Origin of the sequence: Pseudohaliea sp. (assembly GCF_040217025.1) — a bacterium.
GTDB lineage: Bacteria > Pseudomonadota > Gammaproteobacteria > Pseudomonadales > Halieaceae > Pseudohaliea.
The window spans coordinates 912506-935013 of record NZ_JAVJOA010000008.1; the positions used below are offsets into that span (position 1 = coordinate 912506).

At 70.0% G+C, this 22508-nt stretch carries 22 protein-coding genes and 2 tRNA genes; 8 read left to right on the forward strand and 16 right to left on the reverse strand.

Going from position 1 to position 22508, the window contains the following annotated elements; genetic code table 11:
* Genes pepN through RKE50_RS08395 form a run of 5 tightly spaced genes read right to left on the reverse strand, consistent with a single transcriptional unit; the run spans window position 1 to window position 5317 of the window.
* A complete protein-coding gene (gene pepN / locus RKE50_RS08375) occupies window positions 1–2676 on the reverse strand; it encodes an aminopeptidase N (protein ID WP_350035816.1) in 2676 nt (891 codons plus the stop codon).
* 2 nt (window positions 2677–2678) lie between these two features.
* Window positions 2679–3518 (reverse strand): DUF2797 domain-containing protein, encoded by an 840-nt coding sequence (locus RKE50_RS08380; RefSeq protein WP_350035818.1) that lies wholly within the window; start codon window positions 3516–3518, stop codon window positions 2679–2681.
* On the reverse strand, window positions 3515–3778 hold the full coding sequence (locus RKE50_RS08385) for a YeaC family protein (protein WP_350035819.1): 264 nt from the start codon (window positions 3776–3778) through the stop codon (window positions 3515–3517). Before RKE50_RS08385 ends, RKE50_RS08380 begins: the two co-directional genes overlap by 4 nt.
* A gap of 26 nt (window positions 3779–3804) precedes the next feature.
* Window positions 3805–4434, reverse strand: coding sequence for a rhomboid family intramembrane serine protease (locus RKE50_RS08390; protein WP_350035821.1), 630 nt, complete (start codon window positions 4432–4434; stop codon window positions 3805–3807).
* 1 nt (window position 4435) lies between these two features.
* Window positions 4436–5317 (reverse strand): NAD(+) kinase, encoded by an 882-nt coding sequence (locus RKE50_RS08395; protein WP_350035823.1) that lies wholly within the window; start codon window positions 5315–5317, stop codon window positions 4436–4438.
* A 160-nt stretch (window positions 5318–5477) separates the two neighbouring features.
* On the opposite strand from RKE50_RS08395, the gene RKE50_RS08400 reads away from it, so the two are divergent.
* On the forward strand, window positions 5478–6179 hold the full coding sequence (locus RKE50_RS08400; RefSeq protein ID WP_350035824.1) for a DUF3313 family protein: 702 nt from the start codon (window positions 5478–5480) through the stop codon (window positions 6177–6179).
* A gap of 10 nt (window positions 6180–6189) precedes the next feature.
* Here RKE50_RS08400 and lipA read toward each other — a convergent pair whose 3' ends face one another.
* Window positions 6190–7176 carry a lipoyl synthase gene (lipA, locus tag RKE50_RS08405; RefSeq protein WP_350035825.1) on the reverse strand — a complete coding sequence of 329 codons (987 nt, stop codon included), beginning with the start codon at window positions 7174–7176 and terminating at the stop codon, window positions 6190–6192.
* 188 nt (window positions 7177–7364) lie between these two features.
* Between lipA and RKE50_RS08410 the strand changes: the two genes are divergently transcribed.
* Entirely contained in the window at window positions 7365–8423 is a 1059-nt protein-coding gene (locus RKE50_RS08410; protein ID WP_350035827.1) for an HDOD domain-containing protein, read from the forward strand.
* Window positions 8424–8433: 10 nt separating this feature from the next.
* Here the strand turns inward: RKE50_RS08410 and RKE50_RS08415 are convergent, their stop codons facing one another.
* Complete coding sequence (locus RKE50_RS08415) at window positions 8434–9339, reverse strand: hypothetical protein (protein ID WP_350035828.1); 906 nt, start codon at window positions 9337–9339, stop codon at window positions 8434–8436.
* 293 nt (window positions 9340–9632) lie between these two features.
* Here RKE50_RS08415 and RKE50_RS08420 point away from each other — a divergent pair, with 293 nt between their 5' ends.
* Complete coding sequence (locus RKE50_RS08420; protein WP_350035829.1) at window positions 9633–10823, forward strand: ISL3 family transposase; 1191 nt, start codon at window positions 9633–9635, stop codon at window positions 10821–10823.
* A gap of 75 nt (window positions 10824–10898) precedes the next feature.
* On the opposite strand, the gene RKE50_RS08425 is transcribed toward RKE50_RS08420, so the two are convergent.
* The 3 genes from RKE50_RS08425 to RKE50_RS08435 form a co-directional block, all read right to left on the reverse strand.
* Window positions 10899–10975: transfer RNA gene (locus tag RKE50_RS08425), tRNA-Asp, on the reverse strand.
* 40 nt (window positions 10976–11015) lie between these two features.
* Window positions 11016–11091, reverse strand: a tRNA-Val gene (locus RKE50_RS08430).
* A gap of 59 nt (window positions 11092–11150) precedes the next feature.
* Window positions 11151–11474: a hypothetical protein gene (locus RKE50_RS08435; RefSeq protein ID WP_350035830.1), complete on the reverse strand. Its 324-nt coding sequence runs from the start codon at window positions 11472–11474 to the stop codon at window positions 11151–11153.
* A 481-nt stretch (window positions 11475–11955) separates the two neighbouring features.
* Between RKE50_RS08435 and RKE50_RS08440 the strand changes: the two genes are divergently transcribed.
* Window positions 11956–12567: a LysE family translocator gene (locus tag RKE50_RS08440; protein WP_350035831.1), complete on the forward strand. Its 612-nt coding sequence runs from the start codon at window positions 11956–11958 to the stop codon at window positions 12565–12567.
* Window positions 12568–12619: 52 nt separating this feature from the next.
* Here RKE50_RS08440 and RKE50_RS08445 read toward each other — a convergent pair whose 3' ends face one another.
* Both RKE50_RS08445 and RKE50_RS08450 read right to left on the reverse strand, forming a co-directional pair.
* A complete protein-coding gene (locus RKE50_RS08445; RefSeq protein WP_350035832.1) occupies window positions 12620–12946 on the reverse strand; it encodes a DUF3301 domain-containing protein in 327 nt (108 codons plus the stop codon).
* Window positions 12946–13740 (reverse strand): alpha/beta fold hydrolase, encoded by a 795-nt coding sequence (locus RKE50_RS08450; protein WP_350035833.1) that lies wholly within the window; start codon window positions 13738–13740, stop codon window positions 12946–12948. Before RKE50_RS08450 ends, RKE50_RS08445 begins: the two co-directional genes overlap by 1 nt.
* Before the next feature lie 66 nt (window positions 13741–13806).
* Between RKE50_RS08450 and RKE50_RS08455 the strand changes: the two genes are divergently transcribed.
* On the forward strand, window positions 13807–14595 hold the full coding sequence (locus RKE50_RS08455) for a hypothetical protein (protein WP_350035834.1): 789 nt from the start codon (window positions 13807–13809) through the stop codon (window positions 14593–14595).
* A 10-nt stretch (window positions 14596–14605) separates the two neighbouring features.
* Here RKE50_RS08455 and RKE50_RS08460 read toward each other — a convergent pair whose 3' ends face one another.
* The 4 genes from RKE50_RS08460 to RKE50_RS08475 all read right to left on the reverse strand — a co-directional run bounded on the left by RKE50_RS08460 (window position 14606) and on the right by RKE50_RS08475 (window position 18781).
* Window positions 14606–15418 (reverse strand): crotonase/enoyl-CoA hydratase family protein, encoded by an 813-nt coding sequence (locus RKE50_RS08460; protein WP_350035835.1) that lies wholly within the window; start codon window positions 15416–15418, stop codon window positions 14606–14608.
* Window positions 15415–16002 carry a nitroreductase family protein gene (locus RKE50_RS08465; RefSeq protein WP_350035836.1) on the reverse strand — a complete coding sequence of 196 codons (588 nt, stop codon included), beginning with the start codon at window positions 16000–16002 and terminating at the stop codon, window positions 15415–15417. Before RKE50_RS08465 ends, RKE50_RS08460 begins: the two co-directional genes overlap by 4 nt.
* Window positions 16003–16099: 97 nt before the next feature.
* Entirely contained in the window at window positions 16100–16912 is an 813-nt protein-coding gene (locus RKE50_RS08470) for an FkbM family methyltransferase (RefSeq protein ID WP_350035837.1), read from the reverse strand.
* Window positions 16913–16927: 15 nt separating this feature from the next.
* Window positions 16928–18781, reverse strand: coding sequence for a beta-ketoacyl synthase (locus RKE50_RS08475; protein WP_350035839.1), 1854 nt, complete (start codon window positions 18779–18781; stop codon window positions 16928–16930).
* A 139-nt stretch (window positions 18782–18920) separates the two neighbouring features.
* On the opposite strand from RKE50_RS08475, the gene RKE50_RS08480 reads away from it, so the two are divergent.
* The 3 genes from RKE50_RS08480 (at window position 18921) to ribB (ending at window position 22434) form a co-directional block, all read left to right on the forward strand.
* A complete protein-coding gene (locus RKE50_RS08480; RefSeq protein ID WP_350035840.1) occupies window positions 18921–19928 on the forward strand; it encodes a GlxA family transcriptional regulator in 1008 nt (335 codons plus the stop codon).
* A 177-nt stretch (window positions 19929–20105) separates the two neighbouring features.
* Window positions 20106–21299: a thiolase family protein gene (locus RKE50_RS08485; protein ID WP_350035842.1), complete on the forward strand. Its 1194-nt coding sequence runs from the start codon at window positions 20106–20108 to the stop codon at window positions 21297–21299.
* A gap of 10 nt (window positions 21300–21309) precedes the next feature.
* A complete protein-coding gene (gene ribB, locus RKE50_RS08490; protein ID WP_350035844.1) occupies window positions 21310–22434 on the forward strand; it encodes a 3,4-dihydroxy-2-butanone-4-phosphate synthase in 1125 nt (374 codons plus the stop codon).
* Window positions 22435–22508: the final 74 nt, after the last annotated feature.

Consider the following 22508-nt stretch of genomic DNA (forward strand, 5'->3'; position numbering starts at 1 on the left):
CTACCCGGCCTGCGCCGGCGCCTCGAGGCTCTTGCTCACGACCTCGTAGACGTCGGGCGAGAGCGCGGTCAGGGCCGCCAGCCGGGACAGCTCGGCGCGCATCGCATCGGCCCGGGCCGGCAGCGCGCGCCACTTGGTCAGCGGCGCGAGCAGGCGGGCGGCGATCTGCGGGTTGCGCTCGTTGAGCGTTTCCACCACCCCGCCGAGCAGCCGGTAGCCGGCACCGTCGGCGCGGTGGAAATGGACCAGGTTGGCACCGGCGAAGGCGCCGATGAGCGCGCGCACCCGGTTCGGGTTGCCGAGCTCGAAGGCCGGGTGCGCCAGCAGGGCCGTCACCCGCTCCACTTCATCCGGCAGATCCAGCGTGGCCTGCAGCTGCAGCCAGTGGTTGACCACCAGCGTCTCGTGCTGCCAGTCGGCGAGGAAACCTTCCAGCGCCTCCTCCCGGGCCGTGTCGTCGCCGGCCTCGGCGATGACCCGCAGCGCCGCGAGGCGGTCAGTGAGATTGTCGGCCGCCGCGAACTGCGAGCGCGCGAGGGCGAGACCGGTCTCGCCGCGCGTGGCGAGGTAGGCGAGGCAGGTATTGCGCAGGCTGCGCGGGCCGATCTGTTCACCCGCCGGTGCGTAGGCCGCGGCCGGCGGGTGGCGCCGCACGCAGTCGAGGAGCGCGTCCTCGAGCGTCTCGGCCAGGGCCGCGCGCAGCCACTCGCGGGAAGCGTGGATGGCGTCGATATCGGCGCCACCGGCATGCGCCGCGAGCTCCACCAGGGTGCTTTCGCCGGGCAGCGCCAGCATCGCCGCGGCCACCGCCGGGTCCGGTGCCGCCGGGTCGAGGAGCGCCTGGCAGGCCTCTGCCAGCAGCGGGTCGAGGGTGGGCGCTTCGCCGGCGGCGAGGGCCGCCTGTACGTCATCCAGGGCGGCGACCATGAGCTGCTGCCCCGCGTCCCAGCGCACGAAGCCGTCGTCGTCCCGGGTCATTAGGGCGCGCAGCTGCTCGCGGGTGTAGGGATAGGCGAGGCGGACCGGGGCGGAGAAGCCGCGCAGCAGCGCCGGCACCGGCCGCTCCGGCAGGTCCGTAAAGGTGAACGACTGCTCGGCCTCCTCAAGGATAAGCACCCGGTGCGTGTTGTCCGCCTGCTCGCCGTCCACCGCCTCGCCGGCCAGGGTCAGGCGAAGGTTTCCTGCATCGCCGAGCAGCCCCAGGGCGAGCGGCACCACCAGCGGCGCCTTCTCGGGCTGCCCCGGGGTCGGCGGCGTGTGCTGGCGCACGGTGAGCGTGTACGCACCGGCGGCGTCGTCCCAGTGGTCCGTCACGGTCAGCTCCGGTGTGCCGGCCTGCCCATACCAGCGCTTGAAGGCGCTGAGGTCGGTCCCGGTCGCTTCGGCCATGGCGGCGACGAAATCGTCGCAGGTCACGGCCTGGCCGTCGTGGCGCTCGAAGTAGAGGTCGCTGCCGGCGCGGAAGCCGTCCTCGCCGAGGAGCGTGTGCAGCATGCGCACTACTTCCGCACCTTTCTCGTACACGGTCAGCGTGTAGAAGTTGTTGATCTCGATGTAGCTGTCGGGGCGCACCGGGTGCGCCAGCGGGCCCGCATCCTCGGCAAACTGCGCCGTGCGCAGGAGCGTGGCATCCTCGATGCGCTTCAGGTCCCGCGAACCCATGTCGGCGGAGAACTCCGCGTCGCGGAAGACGGTAAAGCCCTCCTTCAGGCTGAGCTGGAACCAGTCCCGGCAGGTCACGCGGTTGCCGGACCAGTTGTGGAAATACTCGTGGGCGACGATGGCCTCGACGCGCTGGAAGCCCGCATCCGTGGTCGTGGCCGGGCAGGCGAGCACGCAGCTGGTGTTGAAGATGTTGAGGCTCTTGTTCTCCATCGCGCCCATGTTGAAGTCGTCCACGGCAACGATGTTGAACACGTCGAGGTCGTATTCCCGGCCGTAGCGCTCCTCGTCCCAGCGCATGGAGCGCTTCAGGGACTTCATCGCGTGGTCGCACTTGGCGACATCCTTGTCCTCGACGAAGAGCCGCAGGGTCACGTCGCGGCCGCCGCAGGTGCGGAAGCGGTCCTCGACGCAGGCGAGGTGGCCGGCGACCAGGGCGAAGAGATAGCTCGGTTTCGGGAACGGGTCCTCCCAGACCACCCGGTGCCGGCCGTCGACGAGCTCGGCATGGGCCGTGCGGTTGCCGTTGGACAGGAGCACGGGGTAGCGGGAGAGCTCCGCGTCGATGGTCACGGTGAACACGGACATCACGTCCGGCCGGTCCGGGAAGTAGCTGATGCGACGGAAGCCCTCGGCTTCGCACTGCGTGCAGAACATGCCCCGGGACAGGTACAGGCCCTCGAGCGCGGTGTTCGCCCGCGGGTCGATGCGCACCGTCGTGCTCAGCTCGAAGGCCTCGGGCGGGCTATCGATTTCGAGGCCCTGCTCGTCGCAGCGCCAGCTGCCCTCGGCCGGCGCCTCCCCGTCGATGAGGATTTCACGAAGCTCGAGACCCTCCCCGTCCAGGCGCAGCGGCCCGCGCTCGTCGCTGGCCGCATTGCGGACGAGCTGCAGCGTCGCGTGCACCAGGGTGAAGCTCTCGTACAGCTCGAAGTGCAGGGCCGTACGCGGAACGAGATACATCGGCGGCCGGTAGTCGGCGAGCCGGATCGAGCGGGGCTGCGCGTCGCGCATGGTCAGACCTCCGTGCCTGTCTCGAGGGTCAACTGGTAGCCCCCGTACTTGCGCATGTTGATGACACCACCGTCGAAGACGAGGTACTGCCCCTTGATGCCGAGGAGCGTCCCGCCCACGCGTGGCGTCTTGTCGAGGTTGAAGGACTTCACCTTCACCGGATATTCGAGCACTGGGTAGCGGATCGTCGTTTCCTCGGCGTCCTCGAGGCGCGACAGCGCCTGCAGACCGTGTTCCTGCTGCAGCGCGGCCACGTTGTCAGCGCAGCGGTCGAGGAGCGCGGCTGCGGCCTCCTGCAGGTCCCGCGGCTCGCCGTCGCCCTTGAGCATGGCCTGCCACTGGGTACGATCGCCGATCTCCCGGGCGAGCGCCACCTCGAGGAGGCCGGAGTGCAGCCGCGAGTCCACGCGGAACAGCGGCAGGGCCTGGGTGGCGCCCTGGTCGATCCAGCGCGTCGGCACCTGGGTGCCGCGGGTGATGCCGACCTTGAGCCCCGACGTGTGCGATAGGTAGACGATGTGGTCGTTCATGCAGTTCGCCAGCCCCCACTCCGGCTCCCGGCAGGTGCCCTCGTGGAAGTGGCACTTCTCCGGGCTCACGATACAGCTGTCGCAGCGCGCCAGGCGCTTGAAGCAGGGATAGCAGTAGCCCTGGTTGAAACTCTTGCTGGTCTTGCGGTCGCAGTAGATGCAGCGGATCTCGCCGTCGAAGGCCAGGTGCACCACCTGGCCGAGCAGCGGGTTCATGGGAACCTCGCTGTCGCCGAGGGGCAGCGCGTAGCTGACCGGTTCCTCGAGGGCGGTGCGCATCTTGCGCACGCCGCCGCGGCCGAGCACGCTCACGTTTCGCCCTCGCCGTCCGCCCAGCGCAGCGGTCGCGGGCCGCTCTCGCCCGGCGCGCTCTTGCGGCCGCGGTCGATGTAGCCGACCCGCTCCTCCGGCGGCAGATGGCGCTCGCCCCAACTGATCACCGCCTGCAGGCAGTGCTCGCGCTGCTCTGCCGTGACCGCGCGGCCGTCGGGCCAGCGCCCCGTCTCCACCGCCTGCTTGAGGCGCTCGTAGAGCTCCGGCGTGAGGCTGTCGAGGAGTTGCTCGTAGTCCATGCAAAGCGCGCCCGGCAAAACGGCCATTATAACCGCCGCCGGTAGCGCTCGAGAAAGGCCAGGGGCACCGCGAGCACCGCGCCCGCGGCGAGGCCGCCGATATGCGCGGCGTTGGCAATGGCCCCGAAACCGAGCACTTCGACCACCCCCAGCACGCAGGCCACCAGCCAGCCGAGCATGAACACCACGATCCCCGGCGGCAGCCCGAGCGCCCAGCGCGGGTAGATGCGCTCGGCCACCACCGCAAAGCCGAGGAAGCCGTAAACCACGCCGGACATGCCGCCGAAAAGACCCGGCCCGCCGAACAGGTACTGCGCGACGTTGGACACCATGGCCACGGCCAGGAACAGGCCGAGGGCGGAGAGGCTGCCCGCCCGCGCCTCGATACGGCGGCCGAACTCCCAGGTCCAGAGCGCGTTGAAGGCGATGTGCAGCCAGCCGAAATGCAGGAACGCCGGCGTCACCAGGCGCCAGAGCTGGGCACCGGGCTCACCGAAGACCGGGCCCGCCGCGGTGAGCTCGAAGGGCGTGAAGGTCAGCGCCGCGACCCAGCTCACCGGGGCGTTGAAGTAGACCACCGAGAACCCGAGCAGGGAGCAGACGAGAAGCCCGGCCGTCACCGGGAACGGGCGCAGCGCGTTGAGCAGGTCCTGCACGTCAGTTGACCAGCGCGTTGCTCCAGCGGAGCTTGTCCCGGCAGCTGGCGTAGAAGCTGTGCCCCAGCGGGTGCAGCAGCGTGAGCCGGTGCGGCTTCTTGCGCAGCACCACCGCGTCCCCGGGCCGGGCGGTCATGTTGACCTGGCCGTCGCAGGTCACCGGCGGGTGAATGCGGTTGCGCTCGAGCACGTCGAGGCGGATCCGGCTGTCGCCCTTGACCACGATGGGCCGGCTGCTCAACGTGTGCGGGAACATGGGCACCAGCACGATGGCATCGAGGGACGGATGCATGATCGGCCCGCCCCCGGACAGCGAATAGGCCGTGGAGCCCGTGGGCGTCGAGATAATCAGCCCGTCCGCCCGCTGCCGGTAGACGAACTCGCCATCGATGGAGAGCTCGAACTCGATCATCTGCGCCGAGGTGCCGGAGTTCAGCACCACGTCATTGAGGGCGTCCGCCCGGGCCACGACCTTGCCCTCGCGCTCGACAGTCACATCGAGGAGGAAGCGTTCTTCCCGCTCGTAGCGTCCCTCGAGCACCGCCGGCACCAGCTCGCTGACCTCGTCCGGGCTGATATCGGTAAGGAAGCCGAGGCGGCCGCGGTTGATGCCGAGGACCGGGGTCTCGAAGCGGGCCATGGTGCGCGCGGCAGACAGCAGGCTGCCGTCGCCGCCGAGCACGATGACGAGGTCCGCCCGCTCGCCGATCTCCTCGCGGGTCAGCAGCGGGCAGTCGCGGGTGGCGACGGCGCCAAGACGGTCCTCCAGCATGACCTCGCCGACGCGGTCACCGAGCAGGTCGAGGAGTTCGTCCAGGAGCTCCTGCAGGCCCTCCTGGCGGCTGCGCCCGACGAGACCGACGCGGTGGAACTGGGCTGCCATGCACGGCTTCCTGCGCAGGGTGGCCGGGCAGTATAACCTCGCAGGCCGGGCATGCGCATGGCCCGTAAGCGGGCCCGGCAAGGGCCCGCACAGGCTTGCCTCGGGCCCGCTTTGGGCCGATGATCGATAGCAACGAGAATAACAGTGAGGAGGTCCTGCCATGTCCCGTTTCGCCCTGCCGCTCACCGCCTGCCTCGCCGCGATCGCCGTCGCCGGCTGCAGCGGCACCCCCACCGTGCAGACCGGACCGGATGCGGAAACCATCGACGGCAAGCTCTACCGCGTCGACAACACCGCGGCGCAGCTCGTGTACGTCGACCCGACCGTGGACTTCAGCCGCTACAACCGCATCCTGCTGGCCCCGCTCGGGGTCGACAGCGTCGAGATCATCCAGCCCGACAACAGCTCGATGCCCTACGCCCGCAGGCGGGACTGGGAGCTGACCGACGAAGATCGTGCCGCGCTCCAGGCGGGCTACCGGGAGGTGATGCTGCAGGAGCTGGTGGACAAGGGCGGCTACGCTCTCGCGGAAGCGCCCGGCGACGACGTGCTGCTGATCACTGCGATGCTGACACAGCTCGCCCCCAATGCGCCGAAGGACGACAACCAGTCGCGCTACGCGGGGCGGTCCCAGGTGTATACGGAAGGCGCCGGCAGCATTGCCGTGGCCGTGGCCTTCGCCGATTCAGAGACCGGCGAGGTGCTGGCGCTGTCCAAGGACAGGCGCCGTAGCACGCAGCAGTGGGGCGTGAACAACCGCGTGACCAACCGGGCGGAAGTACGCCGGGTGTTCTCGGCCTGGGCCCGGCAGATCCGCCAGGGCCTGGACCAGGTGCATGGCAGGGACGCGGAAGCGGAATGAGGCGCGGGGCTCAGAGCCCGACGTTGTTCTTCGCAAGCACCTGCTCGGCGCGGTAGCTGGAACGCACGAACACCCCGGACACCACCTCGAGGAAGCCGCGCTCGAGGCCCCACTCGCGGTAGCGGGCAAACTCGTCCGGGGTCACCCAGCGGTCGATGGGATAGTGGTGCGCCGTCGGCTGCAAGTACTGGCCGAAGGTAACGATGTCCACCCTGGCCGCGCGCAGGTCGTCGAGCGCCTCGATAAGCTCCGCCTCCGTCTCGCCGAGGCCGAGCATGAGGCTGGTCTTGGTGAGCACGTCCGGCCGGTGCGCCTTGGCGTGCGCCAGCACCTCGAGGGTCTGGTCGTAACCGGCGCGGCTGTCGCGCACCGGGTGGGTGAGCCGGCGCACGGTCTCGACGTTCTGGGCGAAGACCTCGATGCCCGAGTCCACGACCGTCTCCACGTCTTCCAGCTTGCCGAGAAAATCCGGCGTCAGCGCCTCCACGGCGGTCTCCGGGTTCACGGCCTTCACGCGACGGACGCAGGCGGCGTAGTGACCGGCACCGCCGTCGGGGAGATCGTCCCGGTTCACGGAGGTCAGCACCACGTACTTGAGACCCATGAGCTCGACGGAGCGCGCGGTGTTGTCGGGCTCCTCGGGATCCAGCCAGCCGCGGGGGTTGCCGGTATTCACCGCGCAGAAACGGCAGGCGCGGGTGCAGACGTCACCCATGAGCATGATCGTCGCCGTGCCCGCGCTCCAGCACTCGCCCATGTTCGGGCACTTCGCCTCCTCGCAGACGGTGGCCAGCCGGTGCTCGTGGACGATGCCGCGTACCTTCTCGAAGGTCGCCCCCTGCTGGATACGGGTGCGCAGCCAGGGCGGCTTGGGCAGGCGCTCGCCGCCCCTCGCGCTGGCCTTCACGCCATCCTTGATGACGCGCATGCCGCGCTCGTTGGTGTACTTTTCCCCGCTGGCGACGTTGATGAGCGGGATACGGGCGTCGTCCCCCATGCTGGCTCCACTGCTTCGCAATGCGCCCATTCTAGCGCACTGGCGCGGGCCCTGGCTGCCCCGGCGCACCCCGGGGACCACCACCGTCGCCGCCGCGACGGGCCTATGGACACAGGCCGCTCAAGCGATATGCTTGGCGGGCCGGAAAAGGGCCGCAACGGCGGGCGCGCCGGGGGGAGTGTGCAGCAATGAGTTGGTTTCGACGGCAGCAGGGCGCTACGCCCGGGGACGACGGCGACGAGCCCACAGACCCGGCGGAGAGCAGCGAGGGCGGCGAGCAGGCAGCCCCCGCCCCGGTCGGCGACAGCGACGAGGTACCGAAGGCGCTGGCCGATTTTTTCCTGGTGTTCGAGGAGCACCTGAACGAGGTCGAGAAGGAGGACATGGCCGAGTTCGTGGCGCAGCTGCGAAAGCCGCCCACGGTCCTCGAGCGCATCAGCCGCGGGCTCGACGACCCGGAAGAACTCGCGGAAACGGTGATGACCAACCCGGCACTGTCGGCGGATGTGCTGCGCATCGTCAACTCGGCCGCCTTTCACCTGAGCTCCCCGATCTCCAGCGTTCACCATGCCGTCAACTATCTCGGCACCAACCTGGTCAAGGGCCTGGTGCTGCAGGCGGCGGTCGGCCAGATGCTGGCCCTCGAGAGTCCGGCGCAGCACACGGCCTACATGCGGCTCTGGCGCGCCAGCTACGTCGCGAGCGCGGTGGCGCAGGCCCTGGCCACGGAACTGGCCCTGCCCGAGCCTTCCGAGACCGCCACCAAGGCGCTGCTCGCCAATATCGGCGACCTCGCCCTGATCTCTGCCCGGCCCGGTCTGGCGCGGCTCTACGGCGCCCACGCCACTCTGTTCGACCGCGTCTGCGGCCAGCAGGACGAGCTGGTCGGCAATGCGGCGATCGTCGGCGCCATTCTCGCCCGCAGCTGGAACCTGCCGACGGCGATCGAGGCCCACCTGCGCTATGCCTACGTGCCGATGGCCTGGCCGCCGGAGCGCCATGGCGAGACCGAGCTCGACATGCGGGAGCACGTGGTGGTGTACCTGGCCAACCGGGTGGGGGATGCGGTGACCTTCGGGCGCAGCCGCCGGCTGGAAGATTTTTCCATCGACCGCCCCGACGCCCTCGAATACTTCTTCCTGCCCGCCTACCTGCAGGCTGCGGAGCTCTCGGACCTGCCCGAGCAGCTGACGGCGCCGCCGACGGCGAAGAAGCTGCAGCAGCTCATCGACCGCTTCGGCGACTGACCCGCCCGGGTCAGCCTGCGGCGCCGGCGCCGTCACCGCCCGGCGCGGCACCGTCCAGGCGATCGCAGGCCCACTGGTAGAGTGCGAGGTCCTCCCGGTTCACGTCCGCGAGCCGGTCGTAGAGCTCGTCTCCCAGGCTCTTGCGGATCGCGTCGAGCCGCTCTGCCAGGGGCCGGTCCAGGTCCCGCGCGGTGGTGTTCGCCGGTCGCCGCTCGCGGTAACTGAACTCGATACCGCGGGCCGCCAGGGCCTCGCTGAAGCGGGCCACGTCACGCCCGTAGCACTCGGTCCGCGCCAGCAGCTCGACGGCGGCGAGGTTGCGCAGCGCCTGCGCGAGGTCCGCCGCCACACCCCCCTTCGCCGCCGGCCGCGTGCGGGACAGGGCCTTGCGCCCGTACACACCGCCCAGCAGCTGGACCTGCGCATTGGAGAGATTGCCGAGCGGCCGCTGCCCGTCCAGGGCTTCGCGCACCCAGTCGGCGAAGGACAGCTCGCTGGCCCGCGCCTCGTCCCGCGAGGTATAGGTCGAGCGCGCCGCGAAGCGGAGCAGGCGCCTGACGCCCACGCCACGCTCGCGGCGGTGGAGGTACTCGTAAACCGAGCGCACGCGCAGGAGCGGGTGGCGCAGGAAGACCACGGGCAGCACCTCGATATCGAGGGCGGCCGGCACCGGCAGGCGCACCTGGTGAGAGGTAAACGCCGTGGCGCTGCCGTGGTGGCGGATGACCTTCAGCAGCTCATCCTGCGAGAAGACCGAGAACGGGTAGGGACCGTCGAAGGCGACCGGCTCGCCGGGGAAGTTCTCCGCCAGCAGCTGGTCGAAGGACGTGCCGCTGTTCTTGAAGATATGGTAGTGGCAAAGAACGACCCGCGGCGCCCCGCCTGCCGGCCCACTGCCCTGCTCACTCGCCGCCATGGCTACTTGTTTCCCCGTCCGCCGCCGGGCGGCCCCTGCCGCGCGGCCCGAGCACTCTCCCAAGAGCGCCGTTGCCTGTCAACGCACTGCCGGCAGTCGTCACCGCGCTGCAAACGGGTATCCGCGGAGGCCCCGGGATAAGCAGGTTCAAGGTACCAGCGATTCGATGCCCCAACTCCCTGCGGAGGGCTGCGATCATCGGTGCGGCTTGCTTGGGCGGCTCTACATCATTAACGGGGGACACCGGGGCTCATTAAACTGAATTTGCGGAAACGGTTTAATGGAGACCCCCGATGTCCCTCGCAAGCTTAATCTTAGGCCTTCCGGAACTGGAGGTCGAACGGGTGGATCGCAACGACGCGATCGCCGTCTATGCAAAGCCGAGGCAGCGGCCTTGCTGCCTGCACTGCCAGCATCCTCGGATCCGGATCAAGGCCACCTACCAGCGGACCCTGAAGCACACGCGCCAGGGCAATCAGCTGATGACCTTGTATCTGAGGACGCCCAAGTACCACTGCCCGCGCTGCGGTCGCTACTTCCGTCACCGCTTCAAGGGGATCAGGCCCCGCTTCCGGGCCTCCGAGGCCTTCCGCCTCGAGGTGTTCGAGAGCCACGATGGCGGCGTCACCCAGGCCAAGATCCGGCCCACGCACCGCATCAGCGAGGCAACGACCGAGCGCTGGTACCAGGGCCAGTGCCGGCAGCGACTCTCCGAGATGTCGAACCGCCCCTGCCCCAAGGTGCTCGGCCTCGATGAGCACTTCTTCACCCGCAAACGGGGTTATGCCACCACCCTGGTGGACCTCCGGCGCAACAAAGTCTTCGACGTGCGCCTCGGGCGCTCAGAGGCCAGTCTGGACGGTTATCTGCGGCAATTACCGGGCAAAGACAACGTCCGCCTCATCGTCATGGACCTGTCCGAGACCTACCGCAACATCGCCAGGCAGTACTTCCCGCGCGCCACCATCGTCGCCGACCGCTTCCACGTCGTTCGCCTGGTCAACCAGCACTTCCTCAAGGCCTGGCAGGCAGTCCATCCTGAGGGCCGCAAGAACCGGGGGCTGCTGAGCCTGATGCGGCGCCACGAGTGGCGCCTGCGGCCCGAGCAGCGGGAGAACCTGCAGCGCTACCTCGCCGACTACCCGGGGCTGGCCGCACTCTACGAGGCCAAGCAGCGACTCAACTGCCTGCTGCTGCTCAAAAATCTGAGGAAGAGAGAGGCTCGACAGAAGCTCACCGAGTTGCTCGAACTGATCGAGCAACTGCGCCAGAGCCCTCTCCGGCGGCTGGCCAGGACCCTGAAAGCATGGCTTGAGCCCATCGTCATGATGTGGCGCACCAGCAAGAGCAACGGGCCGACCGAGGGCTTTCACACCAAGATGGAAATGATGACCAGGAGAGCCTATGGCTTCAGGAATTTTGAGAACTACCGACTGAGAGTCTTAACCCACTGTGGATGGGATGGCATTATCAATCGGGTTTAATGAGAACCGGTCCATCCCCCGTTAATGGGGTAGAGCCTGTTTGTGTCTCCTAACCCGCTGATTTTAGGCGATTAATGGCGGAGCGGACGGGACTCGAACCCGCGACCCCCGGCGTGACAGGCCGGTATTCTAACCAACTGAACTACCGCTCCCCGGTAGGATCGACCCGCTTGCGCCGGACGGCGGAAAGCGTGGTGGGTGGTGACGGGATCGAACCGCCGACCCTCTGCTTGTAAGGCAGATGCTCTCCCAGCTGAGCTAACCACCCGAGGTCGAGACCGCGCATTATAGGGATCGCGCTCGCCCTGTCAATCGCTACCGGGGATTTTATCGGGAGCTCGCGGACGACCGTCGGTCGCGGCGGTTCTCGGCCCGGTCCCGATAGTTTTCCCGCCGGTCGAGCCGGTCTTCGGCGCGGTCGCGCGGGCCGCGGTCTACCAGCCGGTCGCGGCGGTCCTCGCGCCGGTCGACGCGGTCTTCCAGGCGGTCGAAGCGATCCTCCCGGCGATCGGCGGTGCTGCCCTGCTCCCAGGCGCCGCGCTGCTCGAGCACGGTGAGTCGCTTGTCGACGCGGCCGACGCGCTCCGCCGGTGCGGCCAGCGCGCTGGCGCTGAGCAGCATTGCGAGGGTTGCTGTGATCAAGGCTTTCATGGCCGGTCCTCCTGTGGTCGTGCCCGGAGGGTCTTACGCTCGGGCCCGGGATTTCCGTCGCCGGCGGGAGGACCTGCGCGTTACACTGTGCCCGGGGGTACAAGTGCGCCCGCCGGCGCGACCATTCCTGTCGATGGCGGGTGACGCTCCGCCGCGACTGACGAAAGCTGTCGCCCTCATCAACTGTCATGTTTCGGTAACACGATCGGTATTACGAAAGGTGACAGCACAGGCGGTTATGCACACAAATGGGGCTCGTGCAAGCCCCGCCGGTAAAGATGATGTCTTACACCCATTATCGTACAAAAGGCCTGAAGTAGGACATTTAAACCCATGTTTTTATTATTATTTTTTGGATTGACTGTTTTTTAACCAATTTGTCACAATGCACGACTTATCGGGCCTTCGCATCAAGTTAAACAAATTACCCACTGCTTTATCCACAGATACTGTGGACAAGCTCGCGGTCCGCTGACCGGTCATGGCACTGGATCACTGGCTCGCTCTCTGCGCCGTGTGCTGGCTCGGCGCCGCCTCCCCGGGCCCCAGCCTCGCGGTCGTCGCTGCAGCCACGCTTGGCGGCACCCGGCGGGCAGGCCTGGCCGCCGCCCTGGCCCACGGCGCGGGCGTCGGCCTCTACGCGCTGGCCACCGTGACCGGCCTCGCGCTGCTTCTCGCCGGCGCTCCCGGGCTGCTCCTGGCGAGCCAGCTTTTGGGCGCGGCCTACCTCGCTTTCCTCGGCCAGCGCGCGCTGCGCAGCCCGCTCACCTTCGCCCTGGGCGGCGGTGCCCCGGGCCACCCGGGGCGGGACGGCTTTCTCATCGCCTTTCTCAATCCGAAGCTCGCATTGTTCATGCTCGCCCTGTTCAGCCAGTTCCTGGCGCCGGGCGCGGGGTGGGAACAGAAGCTGGTCATGGTCGGCACCGCGGCGGGGATCGATGCGCTCTGGTACAGCCTGGTGGTGCTGCTGATCGGTGCGCCCGCCGTGCGCACACGGCTGGAGCGCGGGGGTGGCTGGCTCGGCCGCGGCTTCGGGGTCCTGCTGCTGGCGCTCGCGGGGTGGATGGCGCTGGAAGCGCTGCGGACTTTCTAGTGCGGAACGGCACGGGACACGGGGTACCCGTCCCGGGCGCGGTCGTGGGCGATCAGTGCAGTACCTGGCCCGGCTCCGTGACGACCAGGGCCTGGAGGCGCTTGCCGAGCATGATGACCGCGCCAGTCTCCCGCTGCATGCCGTCGTAGCTGTACTCGAAGCGATACTGACGCCACAGGCGCCAGCGCCCGCCGCTGTCGCGGCTCAGGGACACGCGCTGCAGCGCGACACTGTCGTCGAGGAACTGGAAGTCGCCATCTCTCGACGCCCGGCGCACCGCCTGGATGGCGAGCTCGCGAACCCGGGTGGCGCTGAACAGGTAGTAGCCCACGCCCCCGAAGAAGAGGATCACCACCAGGTCGACGAGCTCGATGACCATCAGGCGGCCGCCTCCATGCTGTCATCCAGGAAGGCGCGCACCAGCGCGTTGAAGCGCGCCGGGGCCTCCGCGTGCAGCCAGTGCCCGCAGTCCGCGAGAGTCTCGATGCGCGCGGCGGGGAACCGGTGGCGGATGCTGTCGCCGTGCGCGTCGCTGACGTAGGGGGAACGGCCGCCGCGGAGAAACAGCACCGGCCCCCGGTAGGGCCCGGGCGCCGCCGGCGCCTCGAGGTAGGCCGGGTAGTTCGCCTCCAGGCCCGCCCGGTTGAAGCGCCAGCCCCAGGCGCCATCCTCGCGGCGGGCGAGGCTCAGCAGCAGGAACTGCACTACGCCCTCCTCTTCGAGGTAGCGGCGGAGGATCTCCCCCGCCCCCCGGCGGCCCGCCACGGCGCCGGCCTCGACCGCCGCCAGGGCGGTGAAGACCGCATCGTGGGATGCGGCGTAGCGGACCGGGGCGATATCCGCCACCACCAGCGAGGCGACGGTGGCGGGGTCGGCGAGTGCCAGCTGCATCGCCACCTTGCCGCCGAGGGAATGACCGACCACATGGGCCTTTTCGATTCCGGCTTCGCGCAGCCACGCGCCCACGGCCTCGGCCATGCGCGGCAGGTCCGTGCCGTCGGTCCAGCCGGAGCGGCCGTGATCGGGCAGGTCGAGACTGTGCACGCGGTAGCCGCTTTCCAGCGCCCGCGCGAGGGCGCCGAGGTTGCTGCCCATGCCGAAGAGCCCGTGCAGCAGCACGACGTGCGGGCCCGCGTCACCGACGCGGGTTGCATGCAGCGGGGCGGGGGTCATGGCCTGTGGTGCCGGGGACTTTCTGCTACCATCGCGCCACTATACCGGAGAGGGGTGACAGCGCGCATGCTCGGACTGATGAAAACCGCCGTCAGGGGCGCAGCCGCGGTGCTCGCGGCAGCACTCGTTGCCTGTGCCGGCGGGCCGACCTACAACCCGACGGTGTTCCCCTACGAGATCGAGGAGGAGCGCCTCGCCGCCGACCCGGTGAAGACGGTCATCATCCCCCACGTCAACCTCGGCTCGCCCTCGCGCAACTACCTCGAGCCCGTGGAGCCGCGCCTCGACGGCCTCCTGACCCGCTACCTCAAGGACAACGGTTACGAGGTGCTGCCGCAGCGGCTGTTCCGCCAGCACTGGACCACGGCCGTGCGCGCCTTCGGCGACCCGGTGGACCCGACCACCGGCCGCGTCAATATGAAAACTTTCACCCGGCTCATGCAGAGCGTCCGCGACCGCCTCGCCGAGGAGACGGATCTCGACGCCTTCCTGTTCACCGATATCGTCGAGCTGGAGGTGCCCTTCAGCGGCGGCCTCAAGCACGTGGCGCGCTGGGACGGTGTCTCCCGGCGGCCGACGCTCGACGGGCCGGGCAGCGGCGTGACGGCAGACTTCGACTGGGGACGGCCCGCGGCCGTCGCCTCGCTGCAGGTCACGGTTTTCGACATGGAGCTGAAGCGCGTCTTCGTCAGCCGCGGCGGCCTGGACGCGACCGACGCCATCGACACACGCTCTTCCAGCGGCGGCTACACGCGCCGGCGCAACATCCTGGAAAACGAGTCCTACCTCGAAGAGGGCATCCGCCTCGCCCTGCACCCGCTGATCCCCTGGGAGGGCTGGCCCGGCAACCCCTGAGGCGGCGCGATCAGTCCTCGTAGCTGGCGGGGCGCTTCTCGGCCTGCGCGGTGATGCCCTCCTCGAGGTCGCGCAGGCTCATCATCCCGGCGTTCCAGGTGGCGATGTAGTTGAGTCCCTCGGCCACGCTGTGGTCCCGGCTGTAGAGCAGCATCTCCTTCGTGCCGCGCACCACCAGCGGTGACTTCTCGGCGATGGTCCTGGCAAGGGCGATCACTTCGCGCAGCATGACTTCCCGGTTTTCGAACACCCGGTTGACGAAGCCCACCTCCTTCGCTTCCTCCGCGTCCATCTTGCGGCCGGTGTAGGCGAGCTCCCGCGCCACACCGTCCGGGATCAGCTTCGGCAGCCGCTGCAGTGTGCCGACGTCGGCGACCATGCCGATGTCCACCTCGCGCACCGAGAACCAGGCGTCCTCGGCGGCATAGCGCATGTCCGCGCAGCAGACCAGGTCGATGCCGCCGCCGATACAGGTGGAGTGGATGGCCGCGAGCACCGGCTTTCGGCAGCGCTCCAGCGCCGTAAGGTTGTCCTGCATGCGCAGCACGTTGCGGCGGAAGGCCTCGCCGCGGCGCGCGGGGTCCCCGGACGCGCCGTGGATGCCCTCGAACATGCCGAGGTCGATGCCGGCGCAAAAGTGCCGCCCTTCGCCGGCGAGGACAACGGCGCGCACGGCGTCGCTCTCGTCGAGCCACTCGAAGCAGGCCTGCAGTTCCTGCCACATGGCCGCGTTCATGGAGTTCGCCTTGTCGGGGCGGTTCAGGGTAACCGTGGCGACGTGGGCATCGACGCTGAGCGCCAGGGTTTCGAAGCTGGGGGTCATGGGGTCTCCTTGCCTTGCCGGGGTCCTGTCCAGGGGGCGACGAAGTCTTCCACCGCCAGGGCGGGCAGTGACTTGCCCTGTCCCTCGCGCGTGCCGAGATAGAGAAAGGCGACGATCTCCTCGTGCTCTTCGCCGCCGAGTTCCCGCACGACCTCGCGGTCGAAGGCGCCGGCACCGGTGCGCCAGATGCCCGCGTAACCCTGCGCCTCCGCCGCGAGGAGGATGGCGTGCGCGGCACAGCCGGCCGACAAGCGCTGCTCCAGCGGCGGCACCTTGGGGTGCGCCTGCAGCCGCGCCAGCACCACGACCACCAGCGGCGCCCGCAGCGGGGCACAGCGCGCCTTCTCCCGCGCTGCCGCGTCGGCCTCCGGCTCGCGCCGCAGCAGCGAACGCTCCAGTACGCTGCCGAGGGCCCGGCGCGCCTCTCCCTCCACGGTGAGGAAGCGCCAGGGGCGCAGCCAGGCATGATCCGGCGCGCGCAGCGCGGCGGCGAAGATGGCCTCGCGGGCGGCGGCGTCGGGCGCCGGGTCCGCAAGCCGGGGCGCGGAGTTGCGCTCGGTGAGCAGGGTCAAGGCATCGATCATGGTGATCCCGGGTCGTCACTGGGAGCGACGCATGATAGCAGCCCGGGCCGGCGCTGCACGCGGCCGGCGCGGGAGCGGCGAGCCGGGCGGCGCTCAGCTACAGGGCCGGCGCGTGGCCGACCAGGATATTCATGAAGCCGCGATCCCCCGCCGTGGCCGCCACGTTGTCGCACCAGGTGGCGAGGGCTTCGGCGTCCGTGGCGGCCAGGCGCCCGGCGACGTGGTCGACGATCCAGAACGGCAGGGCCAGGGTCGCGAGCGCCTCGACCAGGGCCCGCCCGGTGCTGCCTGCCAGGGCCAGCGAGAACGGGGTGAGCTCAACGAGGATCGCCGGCGGCCGGGGCTGGCGCGCAAGCAGCGGCAGCAGCCCGGCCAGCACCGCCGCCTCGCTGCCCTGCGTGTCGACCTTGAGAAAATCGATGGCGTCGACCGTGGCCCCCAGCACCGCATCGCCCCGGGCCAGCTGTATCGGCACCGCCGGGCGCTCCCCGTCGCCCGGGTAGACCTGGTGGTCGCCGAGGTTGTCGCCGCTGCGGTAGAGAAAGCCCTCCCCCGCACGATCGGAGAGCGCCAGGGAAGACAGCGTGCAGCGGTCTGTCAGCCCGTTCAGGGAGACGTTGGCGGACAGCAGCGCATAGTTGTCCGCGTCCGGCTCGAAGGCGTACACGTGGCCGCCCGGTCCGACCCGGGCCGCGGCGAGGACCGTGAAATAGCCGAGGTTCGCGCCGACGTCGACACAGACCGCGCCCGGGCCGACGAGGGCCAGGCACAGGCGGGTCTCGAACGGCTCCCACAGGCGCGTGGCGCGCAGCCGGTCCGACACCAGGTCCGTACCCGCCGGGTGCAGCCGCAAGCGCAGCGGGCCGGGCGGCGACGGCAGGGCCAGCTCGATGGCCTCGCCGCCCGTCATGCCAGGGCCCGCCGCTCAGTCGTCGCTGTGCATGTCCGCAAAGGGCGACGGGTAACCGAGGTCGATGCGCGCGCCGCCGACGGTAACCGCCGCCTCCTCGAAGGACACGTCGCCGTCGCCGAGCACATCGTGGTCGAAGAGGTAGCGCGCGGTTGCCTCGCCGGCGAGCACCGCCGCCTCGTGGGCCGCCCGGCGCTCTGCCACCGCCTCGCTCGCGCGCTCCCAGCCGGCGAGCGCCCGGGCGCCGTGCCGGGCCTCGAGCATGCGCTGCGTAGGGTCCGGGCCGAGCAGGGTCCCGCTGGCATTGTTGCCGCCGAAGCCCTTGGCGTTGACCACCGCCCAGGCGCGCTGCGACGGGGCGAGCTCCGTGTGCTCGAGGCAGAAGGCGAGGTGCTCATCGGTCACATCGTCGGCGATGCCGTCGATGGTGGCAATGCCGGGCACGATGCCGTGGCGCCAGGTGTCGAGGGTCACCGTCACCTGGTCGGCCGACGCCGCGCCCAGGGAGTGGCCGAGGTAGCACTTGAGCGCCGCGACCGGCAGGTCCTCGAGGCCGAAGGCACCGGCGCAACGGCTCAGGATCTGCGACTCGGTGGTGCGGTTCTGCGGCGTGCCGGTGCCGTGCGCCTGCAGCAGGCCGCCCCGGCGGAAGGTCTTCTCGCCGAGCACCGCGCGCGCCGCGGCCAGGGCGCGGGCGACGGTCACGTAGTTGCCGACCCCGGGGCCCGAGATCGACTTCTTGTAGCCATCGGCATTGACGAACACGTCGACGACGCTGCCGCGCAGCGCCGCGCCGAGCTCGAGGGCCAGCGCGTCGTCGAACAGCACCACCACCTGCGCGGACTCGGCGATGGTGAAACCGCAGTTGTCCGCAAAGGGCCGGCAGGCGCGCCGGTAATCGGGCTCGGCGTCCGCGCCGAGGCCGTCGAGCTGGCGCAGGGCCTTGTCCGTGGCCAGAGCGCCCATGGCGGCGTAGCCCTCCATGACCTCCGGGATGATCGGTGCCTCCGCCGCGCCGACGATGGCGACCCGGGCGCGGCCGCTGCGGATATCGTGCACGGCATGACGCAGGTTGTAGAGAAAGGACGCGCAGGCGCCGAGGCTGGCGCCGGTGGCGCCGAGGGAGCCGAGGACGTAGGCGTTGAGAAAGTCCGCGGGCATCTCCGCCAGCCCCAGCGGGCAGTACTTGCTGGTCGCGCGCTGCCCGCTCACCCGCGCCTTGAGCATGCCGCCGGTACCGGCCTCGTCGAGCTGGCCCATGGCGCTGCCGGCGTAGACGCTGACCTGCTCCGCCGCGACCCGCTCGCGCAGCAGTTCCCAGGGAATGCCGAGGTCGCCGAGGGCGTCGGAGGCCGCGTAGATCGCCAGCTGCAGGCCGCGAGGGTGATTGCGCGACGGGTACTGGGCCGCCGGGTCGAAGCCCGACGGCAGCTGGCTCGCCACCTTGACCTCGAACTCGCGCGTGGCCGGCATGATGAATTCCTGCGGGCCGGCGAGCACCACGCGCGCGTGGGTCGCATCCTCTTCCTCGACGGTCCAGCCCGGCGGCAGCGGCACCGGCAGGCTGCGCCGCGGCATGTCGACCACCAGCGGCCGCTCGCCGCCGGAACGCATGCGCCGCCCACAGGGCATGGCCGCCGGGTCGAAGTACGCCGGCTCGAGGCGGCGGATCAACGTCCCGGCCAGCACCTCCGCTTCCGCTGCCGTGGCCGGCAGACCGCGGAGCTGGCGCAGGGCGTCGAGCATGCGCCCCCGGTCGGCCGCCGGCAGCCGCTCGGCCACCAGGCGCGCATAGGCGTGGCCACCGGAGGTGCGGCCGGCGCTGTTGATGCCGCCACTGGCGACGATGACCGGTAAGGGCTGCCCCACGATGCTGGTTCCTCCTTCGGGTGTGGAAAGACGCGCTTGCTGTGCCGGGTAGGTACGGCACGTGTAGAGGGGCGCAGTCTAACGGGGCATGCCACGGCAAAAATATACATTTTCAGCCGTTTCCTGTACTTTTAGAGCCATGCCCTCTCCTCCCTACCGCGCGGTCGCCCTGCTCTACCCGGACGCCCTGGCGACCAGCGTGACCCTGCCCATGGAGATTCTCCACGCCGCTGCCCAGCGCGCGCGGGCCGGCGGCCGCGCTGCCCGCGGCTGCGCTTTCCGCCTCGCCGGCGCCGCCGGCCCCGGGCAGGTGCGCCTGGGCACGGGGCTAACGCTTGCGGCGGCGACGGGGCTTGCCGCGCTGCCCGCGCCGGACCTGCTGCTCCTGCCAGCGATCTGGCGCAGCCCGCGCCGCACCCGCCGCCTCTGCGAGCCGCTGCACGGCGAACTCAGGCGTCTCGCCGCCGCCGGGACGCGCCTGTGCAGCGTCGGCACGGCGAGCCGGGTCATCGCCGACGCGGGGCTCCTCGACGGCCGCTCGGCCACGACCCACTGGAGCGACTTCGACCGCTTCGCCGACGACTACCCGGCGGTCACCCTGCGCCGCAGGCACCTCATCACCCAGAGCGGCAACCTCTACTGTGCCGGCAGCGTGAACTCCATCGCCGACCTCCTCGTGCACATCGTGGAGCAGTGGTACGGCGTGGCCGTGGCCCGCGCGGTGGAAAGCCAGTTCTCCCCGGAGATCCGCCAGGCGTTCCGGAGTGCCGCCTTCCTCGAGGACAGCCGCACCAGTCACCACGACGAGCTCGTCCTCGACGCGCAGCTCTACCTGCAGGAACACCTCGCCGCGCCGCACAGCCTCGGTACCCTCGCCCGCCGCGCCGGCGTCGCCCCGCGGAGCTTCAGCCGACGCTTCCGACGGGCCACGGGCACCACCCCCATGGCCTACCTGCTGGCGCTGCGCATCGGCGAGGCGCGCTCCCTGCTCCTGCACAGCGACCTGCCCCTCGGGGAGATCGCCTGGCGCTGCGGCTGGCAGTCCGCGAGCCGCTTCAGCGAGCAGTTCCGCGCCCGCACGGGCCTTGCGCCGCGGGACTTCCGCGCCGCCACCCGGGGCAAGCGCTTCCAGGCCCACGGCGCCTGAGGCTGCCCCGCCCCGACCTTGAGTCCGCCCCGCCCCTATGGCTAAATGGCGCGCCATTCCGCCGCGGTCCGACGGTCGATGCGCCAGCCGCCACGACGGTCGAACCGCCCGTCGCCGCGTCGACGGGCAGGACCACCGACCCGGCGCCTCCCGCACAACGACAGCACGGAAACAGCCATGGCCACGAATACAGATCGGGAAAAAGTCATCATCGTCGACGGCGCGCGTACGCCCATGGGCGGCCTCATGGGCAGCCTGAGCAGCGTGCCGGCCACGGAACTGGGCAGTACCGCCGTCCGCGAGGCCCTCGGCCGCAGCACCGTGGAGGGCGCGGACGTCGACGAGGTGTTCCTCGGCTGCGTCCTGCCGGCGGGCCTCAAGCAGTGCCCGGCGCGCCAGGCCGCGATCGGCGCGGGCATTCCCGTCTCTACCGGCGCCGTGACCGTGAACAAGGCCTGCGGCAGCGGCATGCAGGCGACGATCTTCGGCTACGACAGCATCGTCGCGGGCACCAACAGCGTGGTTGTGACCGGCGGCCTCGAGAGCATGAGCAATGCGCCGCACCTGCTGCCGGCGGGACGCACGGGCACCCGCCTCGGCGCCACCACGCTCTACGATCACATGTTCATGGATGGCCTCGAGGACGCCTACACGGGCCGCGCCATGGGCACCTTTGCCCAGGAGACAGCAGACCAGCGCGGGCTTACCCGCGAAGCGATGGATGCCTTCGCCATCGAGTCCCTGTCCCGCGCCAAGGCGGCCATCGAGGACGGTTCCCTGAAGCCGGAGACGGTCCCGGTGACCGTGAAGACCCGGAAGGGCGAGACCGTGGTCGAGGACGACGAGCAGCCGCACAAGGCCGCCGTGGACAAGATCCCCGGGCTGCGCCCGGCCTTCGCGAAAGAAGGCACGATCACCGCCGCCAACTCCAGCTCTATCTCCGACGGCGCCAGCGCCCTGGTGCTCATGAGCGGCAGCGAGGCCGGGCGCCGCGGCATCAGCGGCACCGCCGAGCTGGTCGCCCATGCGCGGCACAGCCAGGCACCGGAAGAGTTCACCCTCGCCCCGATCGGCGCCATCGGCAAGCTCCTCGACAAGACCGGCTGGTCCGTCGAGGACGTCGACCTGTTCGAGATCAACGAGGCCTTCGCGATGGTGACCATGCTGTCGATGCTCGACCTCGGCCTGCCCCACGAAAAGGTCAACATCCACGGCGGCGCCTGCGCCCAGGGCCACCCGATCGGCTCCACCGGTTCGCGGATCATCGTCTCCCTGATGTACGCGCTGAAGAAAACCGGCGGCAAGCGCGGCATCGCCGCCCTCTGCATCGGCGGCGGCGAAGCCACCGCCGTTGCCATCGAGCTCTGCTGAGGCAAAAGCCGTGGCCCTCGCCAGCGTTCCCGAGCTCATCGACGACATCCGCGCCGGGCGGATGGTCATCCTCATGGATGACGAGGACCGGGAGAACGAGGGCGACCTCATCATCGCCGCCGAGGCGGTGACGCCGGAAATCATCAACTTCTTCGCCACGGAAGCCTGCGGCCTCATCTGCATGCCGATCACCGAGGCGCGGGCGCGGCAGCTGCAGCTGCCCCTGATGGTGCGCGACAACCGCTCGCAGCACGAGACCAACTTCACGGTGTCCATCGACGCCACCGAGCGCAAGGGCCCGGGCATCAGCGCCGTGCAGCGCGCGCACACGGCCCGGGTCGCCGTGCGCCCGGACGCGGGGCCCGGCGACATCCGCCAGCCCGGGCACATCTTCCCCCTCGTGGCCAAGGCCGGCGGCGTGCTCCGCCGCGCCGGGCATACGGAGGCCGGGGTCGACCTCGCCCGCCTCGCGGGCTTCGAGCCGGCGGCGCTGATCGTCGAGATCATGAACGAGGACGGCACCATGGCCCGGCGCCCCGAGCTCGAGACCTTCGCCGAGAAGCACGGCCTGAAGATGGGCACCATCGCCGACCTCATCGAGTACCGCAGCCTGCACGAACAGTCCGTGGAGCTGCACGGCAGCAAGGCCGTGGAGACGGAATTCGGGCCGTTCACGCTGCACACCTTCGTCGACCAGGTCGACGACACGCTGCATTTCGCCCTCTCCGTGGGCGAGCTGGATCCGGACGCGGAAACGCTGGTCCGGGTGCAGACCATCAACACGCTGCGCGATGTCCTCGGCACCCGCATCAGCGGCGCCGAGGGCTGGTCCTACCGGCGCGCCATGGCGGCGGTCGCCGAAGCCGGCCGCGGCGTGGTCGTGCTCATCGGCCAGCCGGGCACCCGGGAGACACTCCTCGACGAGGTCGACGCCTTCCCGGAGCCGCCCTCCGTCACCGGCAGCGACCCGGCCTCGGGGCGCCAGAATTACCGGGTCATCGGTACCGGGTCGCAGATCCTGCGCCGCCTCGGCGTCGGCCGCATGCGCCTCATGTCGGCGCCGATCCACTTCAACGCCCTCTCCGGTTTCAACCTCGAGATCACCGAGTTCGTGCAGGCGAGCGACGAGGGCTGAACGCCGGCCGCCCCATGGCCCGGGCACGAACCCTCTGCTATCGTCTGCGCCGTCGCCCTAACGGAATCGGTCAC

What these genes read in the sequence shown, in the direction of transcription:
- RKE50_RS08485 (WP_350035842.1), top strand. Translation starts at nt 20,106, where the DNA reads ATGGCCACGAATACAGATCGGGAAAAAGTCATCATCGTCGACGGCGCG.
- lipA (WP_350035825.1), bottom strand. Translation starts at nt 7,176, where the DNA reads ATGGGGGACGACGCCCGTATCCCGCTCATCAACGTCGCCAGCGGGGAA.
- RKE50_RS08455 (WP_350035834.1), top strand. Translation starts at nt 13,807, where the DNA reads ATGCTCGGACTGATGAAAACCGCCGTCAGGGGCGCAGCCGCGGTGCTC.
- RKE50_RS08445 (WP_350035832.1), bottom strand. Translation starts at nt 12,946, where the DNA reads ATGGTCATCGAGCTCGTCGACCTGGTGGTGATCCTCTTCTTCGGGGGC.
- RKE50_RS08435 (WP_350035830.1), bottom strand. Translation starts at nt 11,474, where the DNA reads ATGAAAGCCTTGATCACAGCAACCCTCGCAATGCTGCTCAGCGCCAGC.
- RKE50_RS08450 (WP_350035833.1), bottom strand. Translation starts at nt 13,740, where the DNA reads ATGACCCCCGCCCCGCTGCATGCAACCCGCGTCGGTGACGCGGGCCCG.
- RKE50_RS08460 (WP_350035835.1), bottom strand. Translation starts at nt 15,418, where the DNA reads ATGACCCCCAGCTTCGAAACCCTGGCGCTCAGCGTCGATGCCCACGTC.
- RKE50_RS08420 (WP_350035829.1), top strand. Translation starts at nt 9,633, where the DNA reads ATGTCCCTCGCAAGCTTAATCTTAGGCCTTCCGGAACTGGAGGTCGAA.
- RKE50_RS08400 (WP_350035824.1), top strand. Translation starts at nt 5,478, where the DNA reads ATGTCCCGTTTCGCCCTGCCGCTCACCGCCTGCCTCGCCGCGATCGCC.
- RKE50_RS08410 (WP_350035827.1), top strand. Translation starts at nt 7,365, where the DNA reads ATGAGTTGGTTTCGACGGCAGCAGGGCGCTACGCCCGGGGACGACGGC.
- RKE50_RS08385 (WP_350035819.1), bottom strand. Translation starts at nt 3,778, where the DNA reads ATGGACTACGAGCAACTCCTCGACAGCCTCACGCCGGAGCTCTACGAG.
- RKE50_RS08465 (WP_350035836.1), bottom strand. Translation starts at nt 16,002, where the DNA reads ATGATCGATGCCTTGACCCTGCTCACCGAGCGCAACTCCGCGCCCCGG.
- RKE50_RS08440 (WP_350035831.1), top strand. Translation starts at nt 11,956, where the DNA reads ATGGCACTGGATCACTGGCTCGCTCTCTGCGCCGTGTGCTGGCTCGGC.
- RKE50_RS08395 (WP_350035823.1), bottom strand. Translation starts at nt 5,317, where the DNA reads ATGGCAGCCCAGTTCCACCGCGTCGGTCTCGTCGGGCGCAGCCGCCAG.
- RKE50_RS08480 (WP_350035840.1), top strand. Translation starts at nt 18,921, where the DNA reads ATGCCCTCTCCTCCCTACCGCGCGGTCGCCCTGCTCTACCCGGACGCC.
- RKE50_RS08470 (WP_350035837.1), bottom strand. Translation starts at nt 16,912, where the DNA reads ATGACGGGCGGCGAGGCCATCGAGCTGGCCCTGCCGTCGCCGCCCGGC.
- pepN (WP_350035816.1), bottom strand. Translation starts at nt 2,676, where the DNA reads ATGCGCGACGCGCAGCCCCGCTCGATCCGGCTCGCCGACTACCGGCCG.
- RKE50_RS08415 (WP_350035828.1), bottom strand. Translation starts at nt 9,339, where the DNA reads ATGGCGGCGAGTGAGCAGGGCAGTGGGCCGGCAGGCGGGGCGCCGCGG.